This is a genomic window from Adlercreutzia sp. ZJ154 (assembly GCF_011039055.1).
In the GTDB taxonomy this organism is placed as follows: domain Bacteria; phylum Actinomycetota; class Coriobacteriia; order Coriobacteriales; family Eggerthellaceae; genus Adlercreutzia_A.
Map to the genome: position 1 here is coordinate 48,091 of NZ_JAAKEF010000008.1, position 20,475 is coordinate 68,565.

The window sequence follows — 20,475 nt, forward strand, 5'->3', positions numbered from 1 at the left end:
GCATGGGTGGGAAGCTGTTTGCCCAGTGTTCTCCACAATTCAGACTGGTCATGTGACAATCTGACCGTGGAAAGTCGGAAGTTTTGACCATTTTTTCGTAAAAAGCGTTCTGCGCACTTCTTTTCTACAGAATGGCGTTACCGCGCAAAATTACTTGCTTTACCTCTAGGGTTTCCTTATCTAATAACACAGCGTTAGCTATGTGGTTTGGCTCTAAGCTGCCGTAGCTTTCTTCTATATTTAGGGCGCGTGCAGGGTTTACGCTGGCTGCTTTAACGGCGCTTACCAGTGGTATGTTCATGTCGTGTACGGCTACATAGAAGCAACGCATCAGATCGCTTACCGATCCAGCCAGCGCACCGTTATCTATTCGCGCTTCGTATCCTTTTACTGTTACATCTTGTCCGCCTAGGTCGTATACACCATCGCCTAAGCCTGCTGCACGCAGCGTATCGCTTATTAGTATCATGCGGTCGTCGCCAAACATGTTGAATGCTAAGCGCACCATAGATGGATGAATATGCACGCCGTCAGCTATTATTTCGGCAGTTATGTCGTCGCGTTCGGCAGCGGCAGGAATAGGACCGGGCTTTCTGTGGTGCATAGGATCCATTGCGTTATACAGGTGCGTTATATGTTTTGCACCTAAATCGAATGCGTGTGCTGCTGTGTCGTAGTCGGTGCAGGTGTGTGCGACTGATATTCGTACATCGTCTTTTAGAGTTTCTATAAAGGCATCAGCGCCGGGTTCTTCCGGAGCTATGTCCACCAACTTAATTAATCCGCCCGCCGCCTTTTGCAAACGCTGAAATTCCTCTACACCAGCATTTCGCACGTGTTGGGGGTTTTGAGCACCAACTTTGCTGGGCGATATGAAAGGACCTTCCATATTTATGCCTACCAAGTCGGCTTCGAATGGCGAAGGTGTATATTCGACGGCGGCTTTAGCGGCATCTGTTAGTTGCGCCTCAGACAAAGTCATGGTTGCGGGGCACATTGCGCATACTCCGCGCGAGGCTTCGTAGGCACCCATTTTGTGTAGTCCTTCAAGGCTGCCATCGCTTATATCGCCACCAGCGCTTCCATGAAAGTGCAAATCTATCAGACCGGGAATAACATAGCAGCCGCTTGCGTCTATGGCTTCGCCGGCAGAGTTGTTGCTCTCTGTAAAGTGGTCGTTTTCAATGTATACATCTTTATCGGTAAAGTCAGATCCGGTAAATATTAAGCCGCCTTTTATAGCGGAGATAGCCGTTGCGGTTTGTGCGGTGTTGCTCATGTCATCTCCTATTCGCTTCAAAAAATTTGTTTGGTTCATATTACGGCTTGTACGTTCATGTTTCACTGTAAAATGATAGATAAGATTTTTCGTAACGGTCGGGGGTAGTCTTTTGAAATTTAATAAGATTTATTTGCAGAAAGACGCTATTGCACGCCATGAAGATTTCGACACATGGTATGAAGATGGCGAGAGGTTTTATAGGTTTGAAAATAAAAATGGCTGGAAAAGCGAGAAAGATAAAGTATCTGTTATAGGGCGTATGGGTGGCGAAAACGGGCTAATTCGCCCGGATAACCGCTGCTTGAATTACTTTCTGCGTCTTGAGCGCTACGAATACATAATGCATCCCTATGTGTTGTTTAAGCATTACTACATTGAGGGAATGCTGTGGGATTTATACGGTTCGGCTGCCGAGCCGCCGTTCGACTTCGTTTGCGAAACAAAGACTAGTTACAACAAAAAAGATGTGCATGTGAAGGAGCGCCTGTTCAAAAATAAGGGGCTTTGCTACGAAATACATGTGCCCGATTTGACGAAGCTTCGCGTGGCGGTTATTGCGCTTGTGGCTATACTTATTAAAGAGGAGTGGAAAGGTCTAAGCGAATGCGAGGAAGTGCGTGGCGCTACTTGGATGGAGCGCTTGAAGAATCGCGTTTTTGAGAATAAAGGCTATACCTACGAGCAAGTGCTAGAACTAGAGCGCCAAGGTTCGCCTCTTGTGGAAGTTATTAAGCCGCAAGGTCGTCCGATGGATAACGTTTAGTTTCTTAAGGGTTTTTGAACTCCTTTCCTAGTTTATTCAGGCGATAAAAGAACCCCTCCGGATGGAAGGGTTCTTTTTAGGTTTAGATTGAACCAGTGGCTCAAATCGCTTTCCTGAAATTTGCTTACATCTTCTCGACGCCAGCAGCCTTCTCTTTCGACAGACCTTGGATACCGAAAACGAAGAAGTAAATAAACGGAAGAAGCATGGCAACAAGCATGATAGGCAGAGCCATAGCAGTCTTGGAGAATCCAGGAATAACCAACGGGCAAATGATGCAGCCGATGAAGTTGATAATAACCACAGCGATCATTATCCAGAAGCGTGCATTGCCGTCAGTCTCGGAAAGCGGATTTTCCTCTTGCATCTTCTGCAGTTGGTCCATGGTCTTACCACCAGTGTTCTTAACAAACAGCAATGTGCAAACTAGACCAAGAACGAACGGAATCAGAAGAACAAGAACAACCATCGACCAGTTGTTGGTCATGGTGCCGTTTACGTCGTGCTGGAACATTGCTAGACCAGCAGCAGCACCAAGAACGATGGAGGAACCGGAACCACCGAAACGAGCGAACGCTTGGCACCAAGAAGTACCAGTGTTGCGCAGCGTGGTGGGATATGCCTCAGGCATAAGAGGTTGTACGCAAGTAATAGCGTAGTTCAGGCAGAAGCCGAACAGCAGCATCAGGAAGATGCAAGGTATGAAGTTACCAGCAGCAGCGCCAGCCAGCGGTGCGCCATTTACAGGAGCTTCGCCCGGGAACATAGGTACGAACACGGAGCAAGCAATGATAGCTACGATACATGCTACCCAGCCGATCCATAGTGCGCGCTTACGACCAATGCCGTCAGAGATGAAGCCGCAAACAACATTCGAAGCGATAGCAGCAACATTGTTCCAAGTTTGCAGAGTAACCGACTCAGCAGCGGTGAAGCCATTGCCTTGGAACCAAGTGGGGATCCAAGCGTTCATGCCATAAACGCAGAACTGTCCAACGAAGTATGCAGACCATACAGCGCAAGTAGCAACAATGAACTTGCTGGAGAACAGAACTGCAGGACCGCTCTTAGCAGGCTTCGGAGGAACGATCAGCAGGTTGGGATCGAACTCTACGTCAACGTGACGGGTGGCAGACACGATCTGAGTAAGACGTGCGCAAGCCTTGTCTTTCATGCCATGGTTGGCATACCAGTGCGGAGTTTCATGCATGCAGAAGAACAGCACGATGCCATATGCAACCGGTAGAGCGCCAATCAGGTAGCAAAGACGCCAGTTCTGGTTAGCCTCGGTGCCATTAGCAAGTGTGATGGTGCCGTCGGTAAGACCCGGAATCATAGAAACAGGGTTAGAGCATACAGGTGCAGCAATCAGACCGGCGATAACCCAGCCAGCAACCATGCCAGCCATGCCGATAGTAACGAAGATGCCGCGCTGCTTAGAAGGCATGCTCTCGGAGAACACGGTGGTTACAACCGGGATGCAGGAACCTACGCCAAAGCCGGCGATCAGGCGGAATGCGCAGAAGAACGTGTAGTCGGGCGCAAATGCCTGAGGCAGCGTGAATAGACCATAGAAGATAACTGCGATAGTTAGAGTCTTCTTACGACCAATAGCGTCGGACATTATGCCGCCGACTGCGCCGCCAAGAACCATGCCTAGCAAGCCCCAAGTGGTCAGAGAGCCGGTAAGTGCGGCAATAGGCTGACCAGAAGCGATCTGCTCTGCAAAGAATGTAGGTGCAACATAAGTGTTAGTTGAATTTACGATCATGAAGTCATAACCGTCGAAGATCATGGCGAATGCTAGAAGAACAAACACAATCCATGTGTGAGTAGAAATACCAGCACGGTCAATAACTTCAGATACTGTGAACTCTTTACCGTCCATCAATACCCCCTAGATGAGTGAATTTGCAAGCGCGCCCGATGGATTAAGGCAACGCTGCCTAGAAAATGAATGGGATTGTCCAAACGCAGTAGCAAGACCGGAATGTGACGTGTTCATAGTAAGGATTACGTGTGCCTCAAATATCTAGGGTTGTTGAGGTACCTGTAATAAACAATGCAGAGGATGACCAGTCCGCCGCATCCCTTCAGGACTAACGACACAATCGGGAGAAACGACCGCGCGTGATCCTCCTTTCATACTTCTTCCCTTACGATTTGCGAACACGTGGGGTAATACATATCCGCATTACATCACGCAATCGTAAATCGCCCTGTGTGTAGGATATGTGATGAACCTTTTTGGGTCAACGATTTTTTACTGACAAAAATACTGCTATAATAGTCATCAACATACATGGTCGAGTGGCGCAGCGGGAGCGCAGGTGCCTTACAAGCACAAGGTCGGGGGTTCAAATCCCTCCTCGACCACCATTAAAAACCAACGCCCCTACAACGGGGCGTTTTTCATGTTTGAAAATATCCACATAGATTTGAACCCCGTGAGGGCAGAATGCGCCAGTGGCGCATTCTGGACCGAGCGCGCCAAGCGCGAGGTTTCCACGGATTCGCGAAGCGAATACGTGTCAAATCCTACTCCCGACCACCATTAAAAACCAACGCCCCTACAACGGGGCGTTTTTCATGTTTGGAAATATCCACATAGATTTGAACCTTGCATATTCAGCAAGATTTCTGCAAGGTTTTTGCAAGGTTTTTAATCATTTGATGCCAGATTTTTGTGACATATAGATAGGAATAGATTTCGCAAATATAAAGATTGCGAAGTAAATTGAACTTTCAAAAAAGTCATTACGCAGCGATTTTCTATGTAGCTCAATGTCGCAATTTTGATACGTGCATGACAGATTTAATAGCCACACTTGTTTTGCAGGCGAAAGCTGAAGGCGAGTGAGGTGACAAGTGAAATTATCAACAAGACGAAATAGATCGGCGTTAATAGCCATAGCGTGCGGTGTGCTATGCGCGATATGTGTGGCGCTGTATGTGTTGCAGGTTGATGAGCGGGCACATGCGGCACAGGATGAAATGCTGGCGCGTTATGGTGGCGATCAGGTAGAGGTATGTGTAGCTAAGCGTGATATTGCAGCTGGTCAGACCATAACTGATGGTGACTTAGAATCAAAAATGTGGATTGCAACACTGTTGCCTGCCGATGCCATAACATCTAAGGCGGACGCAGTAGGGCAGCAGGTAGGCTCTGCAATCTTGGCTGGTGAAGTTGTGTCTTCGGCAAGATTTGGATTTGAGTCATCTAGCATAGAGGTTCCTGATGGCATGGTGGCGCTAAGTGTTCCTGCTAGGGCGGTGCAAGCTGTTGGTGGCGCGCTTGGTCCGGGAATGAGTGTTGACGTATATGCGGTTGGGGCTAGTTCTACCGTTAAGATAGCGTCTTTTGTCAAGGTACTTGAGACATGCGCCGATGGATCTTCTAGTGGGTCTTCTAACTCGGGCACTTGGATTACGTTGGCGCTACCTCCAGAAAAGGTACCAGAAATGGTTAGCGCTGCTGAAAATACAGAGCTATATTTCGTTTTGCCTTCTGAAAGCGTTGTGTCAAATTCAAGCTCGTCTTCGGCAGCAACCTCGGCGCGAAATTCATCTTCTGCAGCGTTGTCTTCGGATGCGTCTTCATCTAGTAAAGCTAGTTCTAGCAGTAAATCGTCATCCGCTGCATCGGCGGACAAACGGAACGGCGGTGCATAAGATGAGGCGGATTCTTCTATGCGCACCTGCTGAAGTGTTTTTGCATCCTGAGATTTTAGGATTCGGGGATATAAATTTAAGTAGTATAGATTGGCTGTTGTTAGAGTCAGATGCTAAGACAGCGCGCAATATTGCACGCAATTCAGAAGATGTGTGTAAGGTTTGGATTGTCGGAAGCGATGATGTTGAAGCTATAAATCTAGCAGCGGCTATGCGCACAGATAACTTGCAGTTGCCAGTATATGTAGTGGCGGATAGCGTCAGCGGGTCTTTGTGCAGCAGGGCTAAAGCTGCAGGGTTAAGTGGTGTTTTGGCGCTAGATGATTTAGTGCAGCGGTTTTTAGAAGAGCGCGATACGCGCGGGCGCTTGCTGGATTCAGCTAAGAGTTTAGAGGCGAATGCGTCTACTCCGACTGAATTGTGTTCTGACCAATCTTTTGAAGCCCAGCACAGAAATGCACAAATTGCCGCACAACAACAAAAGTCAAAAGCAGAAGGCAATGCTTATGTGTTAACCGTGCTTTCGGGTAGCGGTGGCGCTGGGAAGAGTACGGTTTCGGCTGTGGCTGCAGATGTGGCTGCATCTCAGGGTTGTAAAGTGCTTCTATTTGACTGCGACTTACAGTTTGGAGATTTGGCTTATCTAACAGGAGCAAATGAGCCTATTACGGCTGACGACATTTTGTCTGAAATGCAGATGCTGGAAACTTTAGCTTTGCAAGTGCAAGAAGGTGGTGTGGCATTGTTGGCTGCGCCTAAGCGGCTTGAGCAGGCAGAAGTTGTGGGCGCGCATATATCGGATATATTAAGCGAGGCTTCTAAATTATTCGATATGGTAGTTGTGAATACTGGCGCTAGTTGGGCTGAGTATCACGTTTCGCTTATTGAACATAGCGATTGTGCATTATTTCTTATAGATCAGAAGGCATCTAGTGTTCGCGCGTGTAGGCATGCAGTAGAACTGTGCTCTAGGTTAGGTATAGCTTCAGGAACTTTCGCCTACGCAATAAATAAATGCAAGCGCGGCGCTTTATTTACATCTATGGATGTTGCATGTGCCATGCAAGGTGCTCATGTATATGAGCTTAAAGATGGCGGCGTGGATGTTGAAGAGCTTTTGGGTGCTGGTAGTTCACATGATTTATTAGCCAGTAAAAATGCTCTTTGCACAAGTGTGTCTGAAATGCTAGACGAAATGTTGCCTAGCAGCCTTAGCGGCAATGACAAAAAACGCATACGCAAAAGCAAAGCATCTAATGCGAAGACCGTAAAAACGAAGACTACAAAAGTAGGCAAGCGCACTTCTCGTAGACGTTCATATGCCGAGAATGCACTAGAGCTGCCTGCACCGCATAGATCGCATGTGGGTAAAGGAGTACGCGCATGAGCCTTATGGAACGTGTACGCGCGGTTGCCGATGTAAATAGTGCTACAGCTAATGGGCGTGCGCCGCAGCGCTTAACAGTGGAAGATTTGCGCGAAGATGTGCGCGAATGGACTTCGTTTGAAACTATAGCTGCAATAATGGCTGATAATCCGCAACGCGCGCGCAACGAGCTTCGCACGGCATGTCGTCATGCACTTTCTGAATCGAAGTGGGACGCTTTTTCCGGTGCCGATAAACGTTTACTAACAGAAGAACTTATAGATGTTGTATTCGGCATGGGTCCGATAGAGAGTCTGATTGCTGATGAGAGTGTTACTGAAATAATGGTTAACGGTGCGTACAGCATTTTTTATGAACGCGACGGCAAATTAATTGAATGCGACTTGCATTTCGATAGCGATGAACAAGTGCGCGTTCTGATTGATCGCATAATTGGACCGCTTGGTAGGCGCATAGATGAATCTTCACCTATGGTGAACGCTAGGCTTCCGCAGGGACATCGTGTTAATGCTGTAATTCCTCCTATAACGCCAGATGGACCGCATTTAACAATCAGAGCATTCACGCGGCATGTAATGACGCTTGAAGAGATGGAACAGCGCGGATCATTCGATGAATGTATGGGTATTTTTCTAAAATGGCTGGTGGTTAGCCGTAAAAATGTAGTGGTATCAGGTGGTACTGGTAGTGGGAAAACTACGCTGCTGAATGCGCTGTCGTGCCATATTCCTAAAGACGAGCGAATTATAACAATAGAAGATTCTGCGGAATTGAAATTCAGCCCGGGGCTTCATGTGGTGCGTATGGAAGCGCGCCCGATGAATGCGGAAGGCGAGGGCGAAATAACAATACGTGATTTAGTGGTAAATGCGCTGCGTATGAGGCCAGACAGAATAATTGTCGGTGAGTGCAGATCGGGCGAGACGCTAGATATGTTGCAAGCCATGAATACTGGACATGATGGGTCTTTAACCACTTTGCATGCAAATTCGCCCGAAGATGTGCTGGACAGAATAGTAACCATGGTTAGGTATGCCGTAGATCTTCCGGTAGATGCTATAGAAGCCCAGATAGGAAATGCTTTCGACTACATAGTACAGGTTAGTAGACACTGTGATGGCTCTAGGTTTTTGTCGATTGTGTCCGAGGTTAGTTATGCCCGCGAATCGCGCACTTGCAGTATAAGGCGCTTGTTTTACAGATCGGCACCCGATGCAGATGGTGTGTGGGAATACAGGCCACAGATATTGGATGAAGTAGTGCAAAACGACATTGCAAACAGCAAGGAGGTGCAGCGATGGAAGCGTATGGCGCATGTGGAATAGCGGCAATTGTTTTGGCGGCTGCATGCGGTGTGGCGCTAGGTCTAATACTGGATGGCGCTTGGCGCAGGAGGAATGCAGCTGCTAGCGCATTAGCGCCGAATAGACGAGAGCGCGTTTTGCTGCGCATATCGAAAGGAATTGAACCTTTTAGACCGTTGGCGGCAAAAATTGTTGGTATTCCCAGTATTAAAAAGGTAGCTGAAGAAAGTGTTGAATTGCTAGAAGGGCGCGATATTCCTACTACACCGCAGGCGTTGATTTCGCTGATGTTGGTTGTTGTGGCTGGTGTGGGTGTGTTGGCTGGCTTAATTACAATGTCTGTCGTGTGCGGTGTTGCGGTTTCATGTTTGTGCGTAGTGGCTTTATCTGTGTATGTGCGTAACCGTTTTGAGAAGCGTAGTTTGGCGATGCGCGAACAGATACCAGATGCACTTAGATGCATGGGAGTGTGCTTTAGGTCGGGGTTGTCTCTTTCGCAAACGCTTCAACAAACGGCTAAAGAATGCAGTGGAGCGCTAGGAAAGCTGTTTGGCGTAGCTGCACGAAGACTTCAGATGGGTGCATCTGTTGAAGAAGCGCTGTCTGTTATGCGGTCTAGCGACCATGTACCCGAGTTGTCGTTTGTAGCTGTTGCTTTAGATGTGCAACATCAAAGCGGCGGCAGTATTGCACCCGTTTTGGAAACTGCGCGTGAATCGGTTGTAAATGAATTGGATTTGATGCGTTCGCTTCGGGTGCAAACAGCACAAGCAAGGCTTTCCGCCAGTATAGTAACTGTTATGCCGTTTGTATTGGTAGCAATTTTTTCGCTGGTAAGTCCGGGATTTCTAACACCATTTTTCACAAGTTTAGCGGGTATGGGTTTGCTTGCGGTGGCTTTAATTATGCAGCTTGTGGGCGTGCTGACGGTAAGACATATGCTTCAGATAGGCAGGGGGTAATTCAGGTGTCTACTTTATCAGCCGTTACGGTTTGCGCTGCGATGGGATTTGCCAGTGGAGCTGGCTATAACGCATATATTTTCGTGAAGCATCTTCAGCAGCGTTCTCGACATAAAGATAAAGTGCGAGTTCGGGAAAACGACAATTTGAATATAGCGGAGAGCGGTTCAGCTATAGATGCAAAAGTGATTGAATTATTGCGCCGCGAAACGATAAGCGAAACAAATGGTGCCACTTTACGTTTGCCAAATATATTCGCGAAGTCAATCTGGCTTGAGCGGAACGTTACTTTTGCTGGATTTCAAGGAGTTATAAGTGAAGGTGGTTTTTGTGCTGCGCGTGTGAAATTGTCTGTCGCATGCGCTTTGCTAGGGGCGCTTTTAGGGGTAATGGTTTCTGGGGCGTTTGCCGTAGTGTTGGGGATAGTTGGCTGCTTTTTAGGTGCTACAGCACCTAAACGCGCTTTGAAGCATAGAGTTGATTGGCGCACAAGCGAAATGGAAAGACATCTACCAGAAATGTTGGATGTTGTTGCTATAGGAATGCGAAGTGGGCTTTCTTTCGATCGTAGCCTGCAAATTTATTCGGCGCGTTTTAACACAATTTTGGCTAGCGAATTTGCACTTGCCGAGAAGAAATGGGTATCGGGGCTACAGCGCCGCGATGAATCTTTGCGTGAATTAGCAGAGTCGTATAACTCAATCATATTTATGCGAGTGGTAGAGACAATTGTGCGCTCTATTCGGTTTGGAACTTCAATGGTGGAAAGCTTGGAAGCCGCAGCACGAGAGGCGCGCGTTACATACAGATCAAATAAGCAAGAACAGGTCGCAAAAGCACCTGTAAAGATGATGGTTCCTACAGGAACATTGATTCTTCCTGCCATGTTAATCATGGTGCTTGGACCTGTTTTGCTAGAGATGATAGGTGGCGGTTTTTAGATGGGAAAGGAGAACGTTTATGTATGGAATGAACAGATTTGCACAAAGCGCAAAATGCAGGATGCATACAGCGCAAAGACAGCTAGAAGATTGTATGCGCAATTTAGTAAGTCGTGCGCAAGCGAAGCTAGTGTGCGAGAGAGGTCAAGGCACTACAGAGTACGCAATACTTGTAGGGGTCTTGGTAGTAATTGCGATTTTGGCGATAACCATATTCCGTCCAAAATTGGAAGAATTGTGGGCGGCTATTTCCGATGGAATAAACAGCTTATAGCTAGCGTGTGCGGGCAATCTAGCGTGGAATATGCCGTGGTGCTTGGAGCAATTTTATGTATCGTTGTTGTTTTGGGTGCTCTTTCATCTGTGGTAAGTGATGGAGTATTCATCCAGCATGCTATAGCCGCTGCATCTCATAACGTTCAGGGATCGGTCGGGGGTGCTATAGATGTTTTCTGTTTCTGATAAATGCAAAGGTCAGGCAACGGTTGAGGCGGCGTTTGCTCTGCCCATTCTTATGTTGCTGGCTCTTTTGCTGTTACAACCAAGCATAGTGCTCTACGATCGTATAGTGATGCAGAATGCCGCAGCGGAAGGGTGTAGGTTACTGGCTACATCATCTTCGGCAGATAGCCAAATATGTGAAGACTTCATAAGGCGGAGACTGTCCGCTGTTCCGCAAGTAGATATATTTCATGTTCATAGTAGTGGCTGTTCTTGGGATATAGGCTTGCAGGGGTTAGATGGCTCATCAATCGCAAAAGTAACCATAACAAATCAAATACGTCCGCTGCCTTTACTAGATGCGGGAGCTTCGCTGTTGGGATTGGTGAATGCTTCGGGAAATTTGGAAGTGCATGTGGAATGTGAACAACAAACGCAGCCTGATTGGGCGATTGCCAGCATGGATGGATCTTCACCACAAGATATGGTTGGGGAGTGGTTCTGATGCGGCGTTGCGGTTTTCGATGGTGGCAAAAATGCAGGGCGGTCTGTGTCTTCAGAGACGAGAGGGGAATAACAACAGTAAGCATGGCTGTGTCCATGTTTTTATCACTTGCACTTATTTTTTCGGCAGCGCAACTTTACAAAATACAAAGTGCTGCAGCAGATATTCAAGAAGTGGCTGACGTTGCATCGCTGGCGGCTGAAAACGAAGTGGCAGAGTTCATGATTGCCGCCAATACGTGTGATGCGATAGTGCTAAGTATGACGCTTCTTGCGGGTACCTTATATGGAGTGGGAATAGTAACTGCGTGTATACCGCCGCTGTCTGAACTATCTGCAAACATAATAAATGCGGCTACAAAAACCGCACAGGCGCGCGATAAGTTTTCTGAAAAAGCAGCTGAGGGGCTTAATAGACTGCAACAGATGCTGCCGTTTTTAAGTGCTGCGGCTGCTGCAGAGATTGGGAAAGCAAATAATATAGATGGCGATATGTATTCAAGTTATTTTCCTTTAGCAATGCTTGTTCCCGCTAAAGGAGAACCCATAGGAAAAGTTTCTGACAATTTATTAGAAACGGGGCAGTATGTTGAAGACTTAGTGCCTGATATGAGGGAAAAATCAGCTGAGGTAGAACATTTAGCTCAGAGGGCAGACGAAGCGAAACGCGCGGGGTATGAAGCGGATTGTGGGCGTAATCCTTCGGCGTGTATGTACGAGCGGTTCAACAGTTTGGCAGGTTTTGGCGCAGAGTATAACCCGCTTTATGAAAGCGCAGATACGTGGTCCTTCAAAACTGCGCTTTTGCGGGCGAAGTACTATTATTCCGAACGATACGATAACGAAGATTATTATTGGGACGATCATGACGAGCATGCGTCAGATTCAGTTTTACGCATGTATTACTACGATTATGCTTATACGGAAATAAGACAAGCATATTTTGAAGCAAGCGACGAGCGCTGTACTTTTCCAAAACTATTTAGAAATCTAGAGGAAATGCGCTCAACCAGCTTGTATACCAAGCAGCTTTTTCCTGTAACAGAAAGTGACAATACAGAAACTGTGCATGCTTGGGGTGCATGTTCGGCAGCTGATGGTTATACGCACGAGGTATCTGTGCGAGAAATGGAGAATGCAAACTATGCGGAATGCGAAAGATGCCATTTCACCATAGAGTCGATAGCTAATATAGCTTCTGCTACAACTAATGTATCTAGTGGGTTTGAATATCACTACCAAGAGGTACGGCGGGCATGTGATGAATATAACGAGGTAATGGAAGAACTTGAACCTCTAAAAACTCAGGTGCAGGAAGAATCGAAGAATTTATTTCAGGGTATTGCTGATGTTATTGCCGATACTGAATCTCGTCGAATACATGCGTTACCGCCCGGACGATATGGCGCTATAGCGATGGTAGTAAATACTGCATCTAATGACGCTTCTGCAGGTTTTGAAAATACGTTTATAGCATCTGGGCAAACTTTTGGAACACGGGCAGCAGTATCTGGAGCAACGTTAATTGGCGATTCATCCGACAGCGCTTCATCTGTTATTACATCTTTATTGGATGGTGTTGCAGATATTGATAGTGCAGCTGTAGGCGTTGGAAAGGTTGTATTAGATAGTTGGTCAACTTTGCTGCGCGCTTTTGAAGATGGACAATCGGCTTTAAGCGATGGGGTGTCTCGGGCATTAAATAGTATTCATACGACCACGATTAGTGGGCTTGGAGATTGGGCAGCAGGCGAACTTAGTAGCGTGTTTCAGGCTATCGGGCTTGAGCCTGTTCAACTTGACTCTCTTAAACCGATACTCGTTAATACGGGAAGTGTGGCGGCGCGTGATACGGGACAATTTGCCGTTAGGTATTCTCAAATAAAACAATCGGCACTTTCGGCTTCAAATTCTTCAACCGATTTGTTTTCAGCTCTTGCAGCTGGGGCAAATGCGCAGATGGATGCAAGCGGAATAGCGGATGGAGAAATAGCAATTGCCGACATAGAGTTTCCAGTGGGAGATGTAGTTATTCCCATAAAGATTACTGTGCCTCAAGAAACGGAACAAGAAGGTGCAACTATGGTGGCTAATTGTATAAATTCAGTCGCTGGTGCTGCAGCTAGTATTGCGGGAATAAGGTCGTGGCAGTAATGGCTTCTATACTTCCAAGAACTTTGGTGCTTGCAAGAGATGCGCGCGGGCAAATGACTGTAGAGCTAGCTGCTGTGTTTCCGGTAGTGCTGATAATTGCAGTTATAGCTGTGAATGCTTGCACGTTTTTTAGTGAATGCGCCGAATTTGATCGCGTTAGCAGAAATGCTATTCGTACAGTTGCAACATCTCCTGCATATGAACAAACAGCAGCAGAATCGGTTGACAGAATTAAGGCTGCTATAGAGTCGCAGATGGGTTCTGTTTGCAGCGATTGTCGGGTAGTTGTAGAGCAAAGCGGTGAACATTCGAAATACACCGCAACGATGCAGTATTCGCCAACTTTGTTTGGAATGGGTCTACAGCAAAGCGTTTTTGGAATTGGCTTACCGAAATTAAGCCACGCTACAACATTGGTGATAAGCACATACAAACCCGGAATGTTGCTTTAGAGAAAGTGAAGACTATGGATAAAGAAATGGAGCTAATGTCAGCCCAAAGAAGGCGTGCGGGAAATGCAGTTATAGCTATAGCGGTGCTTGCGATGGTTTTTATTGCAGCATGCATGCTGTCTTCAAAGGCTGAGGCTGAGGGCTTAGAAGACACGTTTGTAGAACATGTTTGGGACGGGCTAAAAGAGGATAAAAGTATTACGGATGTTTTACAGGAAACTAATTTGAGGTCTGTGCCCTGCAATGAATTGCCAAATTGGTTTTCGGATGAGATTGCACAGCCCGAACAGGGCTGGGACATTTGGATTGTAGATGATTGGTCTGTGATAGGGATAATTTGCGATTCTCGTGCTAGTGAATTGCAAGCTTACATAAAGACTGAACTTAGTAAAAACGGATGGGTGGAATGTTCTTCTGGAGAAGAGGGAGTATCTACCTATGTGAAAGATGGAGGTGCGTGTAAATGGATCATGGTGGAGTTTGCACAGACAGGAGAATTGGGAAGTGTGGTATTGCATACTCGTCAAGATTAACAAAAGATGAGGGTACGACTAAGTGGTTTATGGATGTTAGCGGCGAGGCGCAGCCTATAGAATTGGCATCAACTACTACGCAGCGTCTTCGTGGCATGTTGTTTCGCGACCCGGATGAAGTGACACGCTTATTAGTGCCATGTCACGATGTGCATACTTTTGGAATGCGGCATCCACTAGATATAGCTTTCATTACTAAAGATGGTGGAGTGTTAGAAGTGTATAGAGGAGTTGGTGTACGGAAACGCTTGAAAAATAAACATGCTTCTATGGTTGCAGAAAGATTTTCGCGCGACGGAGATTGGCTATGTGTGGGGGACGTTATTAAATTAGGCACTCCGCATGTCAACAACACATATCGAAGAGGGGAACAAAAATGAAGCAATGCCCGGTATGTAATACATCAATATTTGACGATATGGACGTATGTTATGGCTGTATGTATCAGTTCGATAATAAACCCTGCTCTGTTGAGTTTGCCAATGCCGAACAAGCAAACTCAAGCAGTACAAGCATGCATTGCGCAGAGCATATTGAAAAGACTTCAGAAACAAACACCAGCAGCTTATTAGAGCATTTCCTTGTAGAGTTCGAGCGCTTCCTGAGAGACTTTCTCGTTAATAGAGCAATACAGATCTAGGAGTTTATTGCCATCTTCGGTAAGTTCGCTTCCGTGTGCACCATCGCGAATTAATAGCTGCATTCCTAGAGCCGCTTCTGTGTCTTTAATAATGCGCCAAGCTTTACTGTACGCCATGCCCATTTCTTTGGCGGCAGCATTAAGAGAGCCTTTTTCGCGTACACCCATGCACAAATTGGCGATTCCGCGCCCAAAAACAGAGTTGCTTTGAGAATCGGGGTTAACTATGGAAAGGCGAATGTTTGTTTGCAAGTTATTAAGTTTCATTAGAACCATATCTCCTTTAGTGTTCTAGAAACGTTGCTACGGCTTGCTCTATGGCGCTCTGATTACCGTCGATAACCTCAGAGAACCGTATAGGCATAGCATCTAAGTTTGCCAGACGTTTAGGTATGCCCCACTTGCCGGTTTCTTTTGCAATCAGCTCGTTTAGCTGACAGCCGGTAAGAGAAGCAATATCTTGCGGTAGCGATTGCTCTGGTGCTATGCCATGCAAAGCGCGGTATACATTATCGCCGAACTTTGCCCAATGTGCAGTACTGATTATTAGCAGCGGATTATCTTTGCGTAGCCTCATTCCGGCAGTATAAGAGACAGCGGTGTGGGGGTCCATTAGGTAATCATACTTGTCGAATACGCTTTTTATAGCGTTAAGGCAGTCGTTGTTGCTAACCGATTCGCCTTTGAACACAGCCTGCATAGCTTTTGTTGTGTCAGGGTCGGCTTGGAAACGCTTTTCAGCATTTAAGCTGGTCATCCATTCTGAAATGGCTTGACCATTGCGCCCGGACAGTTCAAAAAGCTGTCGCTCTAAATTTGAAGATACCAATATATCCATGGAAGGAGATGGCGTAAGAACAAATTCGCGATCAGATATGTCATATATGCCAGTGTTTATAAAATCGGTAAGAACCCGGTTTTCGTTACTTGCGCAAAACAGGTTTTCTATCGGTGTTCCCATTTGTCTGGCATACCAAGCAGCTAATATATTGCCAAAATTGCCAGTAGGTACACATACATCTATTGGGTCGCCTGCGCTTACATTCCCTTCAGCTACCAACTCGGCATAACTTGATACGTAATAAACAATTTGCGGAAGCAGTCGTCCCCAGTTAATCGAATTGGCGCTAGATAACGCTACATTTGCATCGCTTTTTAGTTGGGACGCAAAAGCATCGTCGCCGAATACCTTTTTTACGCCGGTTTGGCAATCGTCGAAATTACCGCGTACTGCCCAAACGCAAACATTATCGCCGGTGGTCGTCACCATTTGTTTGCGCTGTATATCGCTGACGCCTCCATCGGGGAACAATACGCCTACATTCACGCCTTTAACGCCTTTGAAGCCTTCTAGTGCAGCTTTTCCAGTGTCGCCCGATGTGGCAACTAAAATGCAAAAGTTATTGTCAAGCTGTCCGCGTTCACGCAAGACATCGGCGCTAGCTGCAAAAAAGTTGGGCAGACATTGCAAAGCCATATCTTTAAACGCGCTAGTAGGACCGTGCCAAAGTTCTAAGACATGCACATCTTCATCAAGTTTTTGAATTGGACACACATCTACGGTATCGAAATTGTCTCCGTAGCTTTTGTGCATCAATTCGTGAATATCTGTATCGGGAATATCTATATTGAAAGCGCTGTATATATCCGCCGCGCGTTCGCTGTAGGGCAAATCGGCAAGTTCCAATATGCGCTCTAAAGGAAAACGCGGAATGCTTTGAGGAACATACAAACCCCCACTGGGAGCCAGCCCGTCTATTACAGCTTGAGTGAATGGCACGGCTTCATCTATGGCTGCGCGTGTATCAATATAGCGGTTTTCGCCAAACGAGCTTTTCCGGTCGAGTACATCGCCCATTGTATTCCCTCCTTGCGCACATATTCCCAGCGGTTCTACCATATACTTATCTGAAATGTTAATGGATACATTCTGCCAACTTGTCTGTTTTTCTGCATGGGGTGCAGGATGCTTTGCGAGAGGAATATCGTGGGCAAAAGAATATCAGTATTTGGCGATTCTATATCTACTTTCCATGGGTTTATTCCGCCGGAAAATAAGGTGTATTACGAAGATGATTTATGCGCGCAAAACGGCGTTACGCAGCCTGCTGATACTTGGTGGATGCAAGTAATAGAGGCGCTGGAAGGCGAACTTCTGGCAAATGGGTCGTTTTCGGGAAGCTTAGTTACTGGTAGTGAATTTCCGGCAGGCAGATCGGTTGCGAGGGCGAAGCAGGTAATAGGAGCGTCTGGTCAGCAGCCCGACTGCATACTTATCTATATGGGGATAAACGATTACGGAGAAGGTTCATCTTTGTGCGAATTTGAGCAAGCCTATGCAGAGATGCTGGCGAATCTTAGCGAGATGGCACCTAATGCGGAGATGTTTTGCATGACGCTTTTGCCGGGTCGTTCAAAAGAACACGATGTGGAATTTTTCCGCGCGAAATATAAAGGCGAAAATCTTGAATCCTATAATGAGGCAATAAGATGCGCAGTTAAGAAGCATGGTGCACATTTAATAGATATGGCAAATTTAGGTAAGCCATTCGATACATTAGACGGCACGCATCCTACAAAATTGGGGATGCAGCAACTAGCACAGACTTTTCTTATGGGGTGCTGATGTGTGTTCTTGTTGGGTGCTGGCTGTTGGCTGCTGACTGCTGACTGCTGGGTTCATAGCTGATGCATGGGTTTGGGAAAGCGATGGCAAACATGGCAAAACCCGTCTAGGCAACCTTATAAAAATGTAATAATGTTGCATTGTTGTTCGATGTGCCCCATTTCTCCATTATTCTTAACTATGTTTGAAATTACGATGCGCAAGGGAGAGCTGTTATATCAAACATGGCTAAAAACGTAGCTGGCAATTTGGTTGATACAAGCATTAAAGGGCTAACTGCAGCTGAAGTGGCTGAACGCATATCAGCTGGCAAGGTAAATGTTGATACTGGCTTAAAAACACGCTCCATCGGCGATATATTCCGAGACAATATTTGCACGCTATTCAATTTTGTGAATGTGGTGCTTGCGACGCTGGTGTTTTTTACCGGGTCGTATAAAAACATGCTGTTTATGATAATCATTGTGGTGAATGTGATTATCGGCATCGTGCAAGAGATTCGCTCAAAAATGGTTACTGACAAGCTTTCCATTGTGGCGGCATCGCTTATAGATGTTGCGCGTGATGGCGAGCAGGTGCAGCTGTCGGTAGATCAGCTGGTGTTAGACGATGTGATACGCCTAGGTCGAGGCGATCAGGTTCCGGCTGATGCTGTTGTTGTGCAGGGCGCGTGTCGTGTAGATGAAAGCCTGCTTACCGGCGAAAGCAAAGCGGTTGCAAAGGCTGCAGGCGATGCGCTTATGAGTGGATCGTTTTTAAATTCTGGTATGGTGTGGGCGCGTGTTGTGCATGTGGGTGCCGATAACTATGCCGCCAAAATTACCGCTGAAGCCAAACAGCACAAAGCTGTAAATTCCGAAATAATGACAAGCTTGAATCGCATAATTAAGTTTGTCAGTTTAGCTATGGTGCCTGTGGGATTGCTGCTGTTTGGCAGCACTCATTTTTTGCATAACGTGGCACCCGATTCGGCAATTTTAAGTACTGTTTCAGCTCTTGTTGGGATGATTCCTGAAGGACTAATATTGCTAACCTCTACAGTATTGGCTGTGGCGGTTATAAGGCTGGCGGGTCATAAAGTATTGGTGCAGCAGCTTTATTGCATAGAGACACTGGCTCGTGTAGATACGCTTTGCTTGGACAAAACGGGAACCATAACTACAGGCGGTATGGAAGTTGCCGGCGTGGTGGCGGTGCACAACAATGCGGTTTCAGAAGATGAACTTGTGCGTTTGTTTGCCAGCATTGCAGCATCGGATGAAGACCCCAACGATACAGCGCGGGCAATAATTGAATACGCGCAGCCGCGTTGTGGTGAAGAATTGCCAACTAGCGCGGCTCGCTCAGAGCTACGTTCAGAAGCTGCGCAGCCTTCACTCCGCTCTGAGACGCAGCCGCGCTATGATGCGACTTCTGAATGCTCTGCTCAGAAGCTGCGCAGCCTTCACTCCGCATCCCAACAGCCGCATTGCAGCGAGATTGTTCGTGCAATTCCGTTTTCTTCGGAAACAAAATGGTCGGGCGCAGAGTTTTCTGATGGGGCTTACGTTATGGGTGCGGCACAGTTTGTGTTGGCTGCAAATGCGCAAGCGCTTCGCGATATAAAGCCGCAGTTAGATGAATTGGCGGCTGAGAATCGTGTATTGCTGTTGGCTCGTGTTGACGGGTTCACTGAAGAAGGCGGCATATTGGGTTCGCCTGAACCTGTTGGTTTTATAATGCTGCGCGATCAGATACGTTCTACAGCGGCGCAGACCATAGGATACTTCATCGAACAGGGCGTGCAGCTTAAAGTAATAAGTGGCGACGATCCGCATACGGTATCTGGCATTGCGCAAAAAGTAGGTGTACCGGGGGCGGAGAATTATATTGATGCAACTACGCTTAAAACCGATGAACAAATAGTTGAAGCCATAAACAAATACAGTGTTTTTGGGCGAGTAACACCCGAGCAGAAAAAAGCGTTTGTTGTGGCATTGCAGGCGCAAGACCATATCGTAGCCATGACAGGCGACGGCGTGAACGATGTGCTTGCGCTGAAAGCAAGCGATTGCAGTGTTGCTATGGCAAGTGGTAGTGATGCTGCGCGCAATGTGGCACAACTGGTGTTGGTCGATAACGATTTCGCCAGCATGCCAAAGGTTGTAGCAGAGGGTAGGCGCTCTATAAATAACCTGCAACGCAGCGCATCTCTCTTCTTGATAAAAACACTGTTCTCTATAACTTCGGCGGTACTATTCATTTTCTTGCCTTGGCAATATCCGTTTGTGCCCATTCAGATGACGCTGATAAGTGCATTTACCATAGGACTTCCATCGTTTGTGCTTGCGCTAGAACCGAACCATGAGCGTGTTCGCGGGCGCTTCCTGTCTAATTGCGTAGTGCATTCCATTCCCGGTGCCATTTGTGCCGTTTTAACAGTACTCGCAGTTTGCATAACGGGTTATGGCGCTGGGCTGAATTATGCGCAGGTATCTACGCTTTGCGTGCTGTTGTTTGCATTTATAGGCGTTATGCTGGTTATAAGGCTGTCTATTCCGTACAACGCTATTCGCGCAGCGCTGTTGGTCGTTATTGTTGGCGGGTTATTATTGGGCTCAACGTTGCTGGGACCGCTGTTTAACATAGCGCCATTTACATCAACAATGTGGCTAATTATTGGTATAGCCGCTGCGGTAAATCTAGTTGTGTTCCAGCTGCTCTATAACGCATTTGATCGTCTCCGTATGCGAAGAATACAAAAAGTTAACCAAGGCTTTCATTCTTGTTGCCATTGTGTTATATTCCTGATGTTACCCTAGGTTAACTTGGTTG

Annotated in this window: 19 protein-coding genes and 1 tRNA gene; 16 read left to right on the forward strand and 4 right to left on the reverse strand. The window is 46.8% G+C overall.

All coding sequences use genetic code 11. The features are described 5' to 3' along the window. Nucleotides 1-124: 124 nt before the first annotated feature. A complete protein-coding gene (nagA, locus tag G7Y37_RS04920; RefSeq protein ID WP_165062357.1) occupies nt 125-1,279 on the reverse strand; it encodes an N-acetylglucosamine-6-phosphate deacetylase in 1,155 nt (384 codons plus the stop codon). Between the two features lie 112 nt (nt 1,280-1,391). On the opposite strand from nagA, the gene G7Y37_RS04925 reads away from it, so the two are divergent. Next, nucleotides 1,392-2,045, forward strand: a complete 654-nt coding sequence (locus tag G7Y37_RS04925) for a hypothetical protein (RefSeq protein WP_165062358.1) — start codon at nt 1,392-1,394, stop codon at nt 2,043-2,045. Between the two features lie 124 nt (nt 2,046-2,169). Here the strand turns inward: G7Y37_RS04925 and G7Y37_RS04930 are convergent, their stop codons facing one another. Further along, complete coding sequence (locus G7Y37_RS04930; RefSeq protein ID WP_165062359.1) at nt 2,170-3,933, reverse strand: MFS transporter; 1,764 nt, start codon at nt 3,931-3,933, stop codon at nt 2,170-2,172. A gap of 416 nt (nt 3,934-4,349) precedes the next feature. On the opposite strand from G7Y37_RS04930, the gene G7Y37_RS04935 reads away from it, so the two are divergent. The 13 genes from G7Y37_RS04935 (at nt 4,350) to G7Y37_RS05000 (ending at nt 14,775) form a co-directional block, all read left to right on the forward strand. Continuing rightward, nucleotides 4,350-4,424, forward strand: a tRNA-Val gene (locus G7Y37_RS04935). Between the two features lie 35 nt (nt 4,425-4,459). Then, a complete protein-coding gene (locus G7Y37_RS04940) occupies nt 4,460-4,603 on the forward strand; it encodes a hypothetical protein (RefSeq protein WP_165062360.1) in 144 nt (47 codons plus the stop codon). A 310-nt stretch (nt 4,604-4,913) separates the two neighbouring features. Then, entirely contained in the window at nt 4,914-5,717 is an 804-nt protein-coding gene (gene cpaB / locus G7Y37_RS04945) for a Flp pilus assembly protein CpaB (RefSeq protein ID WP_165062361.1), read from the forward strand. A gap of 1 nt (nt 5,718) precedes the next feature. Further along, the gene (locus G7Y37_RS04950) at nt 5,719-7,104 is read left to right on the forward strand and encodes a P-loop NTPase (RefSeq protein ID WP_165062362.1); all 1,386 of its coding nucleotides are present in this window, start codon (nt 5,719-5,721) and stop codon (nt 7,102-7,104) included. Then, nucleotides 7,101-8,429 (forward strand): CpaF family protein, encoded by a 1,329-nt coding sequence (locus G7Y37_RS04955; RefSeq protein ID WP_165062363.1) that lies wholly within the window; start codon nt 7,101-7,103, stop codon nt 8,427-8,429. The genes G7Y37_RS04950 and G7Y37_RS04955 overlap by 4 nt, the downstream gene beginning before the upstream one ends. After that, nucleotides 8,402-9,370 (forward strand): type II secretion system F family protein, encoded by a 969-nt coding sequence (locus tag G7Y37_RS04960; RefSeq protein ID WP_165062364.1) that lies wholly within the window; start codon nt 8,402-8,404, stop codon nt 9,368-9,370. The genes G7Y37_RS04955 and G7Y37_RS04960 overlap by 28 nt, the downstream gene beginning before the upstream one ends. A 5-nt stretch (nt 9,371-9,375) precedes the next feature. Next, nucleotides 9,376-10,311, forward strand: a complete 936-nt coding sequence (locus G7Y37_RS04965; RefSeq protein WP_165062365.1) for a type II secretion system F family protein — start codon at nt 9,376-9,378, stop codon at nt 10,309-10,311. Further along, nucleotides 10,312-10,773: a hypothetical protein gene (locus G7Y37_RS09225; protein WP_241156013.1), complete on the forward strand. Its 462-nt coding sequence runs from the start codon at nt 10,312-10,314 to the stop codon at nt 10,771-10,773. Continuing rightward, nucleotides 10,757-11,257: a TadE/TadG family type IV pilus assembly protein gene (locus tag G7Y37_RS04980; protein ID WP_165062366.1), complete on the forward strand. Its 501-nt coding sequence runs from the start codon at nt 10,757-10,759 to the stop codon at nt 11,255-11,257. Before G7Y37_RS09225 ends, G7Y37_RS04980 begins: the two co-directional genes overlap by 17 nt. A gap of 95 nt (nt 11,258-11,352) precedes the next feature. Then, the gene (locus tag G7Y37_RS04985; protein WP_165062367.1) at nt 11,353-13,410 is read left to right on the forward strand and encodes a molybdenum cofactor biosynthesis enzyme; all 2,058 of its coding nucleotides are present in this window, start codon (nt 11,353-11,355) and stop codon (nt 13,408-13,410) included. Continuing rightward, a complete protein-coding gene (locus tag G7Y37_RS04990) occupies nt 13,410-13,862 on the forward strand; it encodes a hypothetical protein (protein ID WP_241156014.1) in 453 nt (150 codons plus the stop codon). The genes G7Y37_RS04985 and G7Y37_RS04990 overlap by 1 nt, the downstream gene beginning before the upstream one ends. 14 nt (nt 13,863-13,876) lie before the next feature. Next, on the forward strand, nt 13,877-14,395 hold the full coding sequence (locus G7Y37_RS04995; RefSeq protein ID WP_165062368.1) for a hypothetical protein: 519 nt from the start codon (nt 13,877-13,879) through the stop codon (nt 14,393-14,395). Nucleotides 14,396-14,424: 29 nt separating this feature from the next. Continuing rightward, nucleotides 14,425-14,775 (forward strand): DUF192 domain-containing protein, encoded by a 351-nt coding sequence (locus G7Y37_RS05000; protein WP_165062369.1) that lies wholly within the window; start codon nt 14,425-14,427, stop codon nt 14,773-14,775. A 188-nt stretch (nt 14,776-14,963) separates the two neighbouring features. Here G7Y37_RS05000 and G7Y37_RS05005 read toward each other — a convergent pair whose 3' ends face one another. Together G7Y37_RS05005 and thrC are read right to left on the reverse strand one after the other, a co-directional pair. After that, the gene (locus tag G7Y37_RS05005; protein ID WP_165062370.1) at nt 14,964-15,302 is read right to left on the reverse strand and encodes a winged helix-turn-helix domain-containing protein; all 339 of its coding nucleotides are present in this window, start codon (nt 15,300-15,302) and stop codon (nt 14,964-14,966) included. A 16-nt stretch (nt 15,303-15,318) separates the two neighbouring features. After that, a complete protein-coding gene (gene thrC / locus G7Y37_RS05010; protein WP_165062371.1) occupies nt 15,319-16,893 on the reverse strand; it encodes a threonine synthase in 1,575 nt (524 codons plus the stop codon). 129 nt (nt 16,894-17,022) lie between these two features. Here thrC and G7Y37_RS05015 point away from each other — a divergent pair, with 129 nt between their 5' ends. After that, nucleotides 17,023-17,661 (forward strand): SGNH/GDSL hydrolase family protein, encoded by a 639-nt coding sequence (locus tag G7Y37_RS05015; protein ID WP_165062372.1) that lies wholly within the window; start codon nt 17,023-17,025, stop codon nt 17,659-17,661. Between the two features lie 224 nt (nt 17,662-17,885). Next, complete coding sequence (locus G7Y37_RS05020) at nt 17,886-20,462, forward strand: HAD-IC family P-type ATPase (protein WP_165062373.1); 2,577 nt, start codon at nt 17,886-17,888, stop codon at nt 20,460-20,462. The last annotated feature ends 13 nt before the right edge of the window (nt 20,463-20,475 follow it).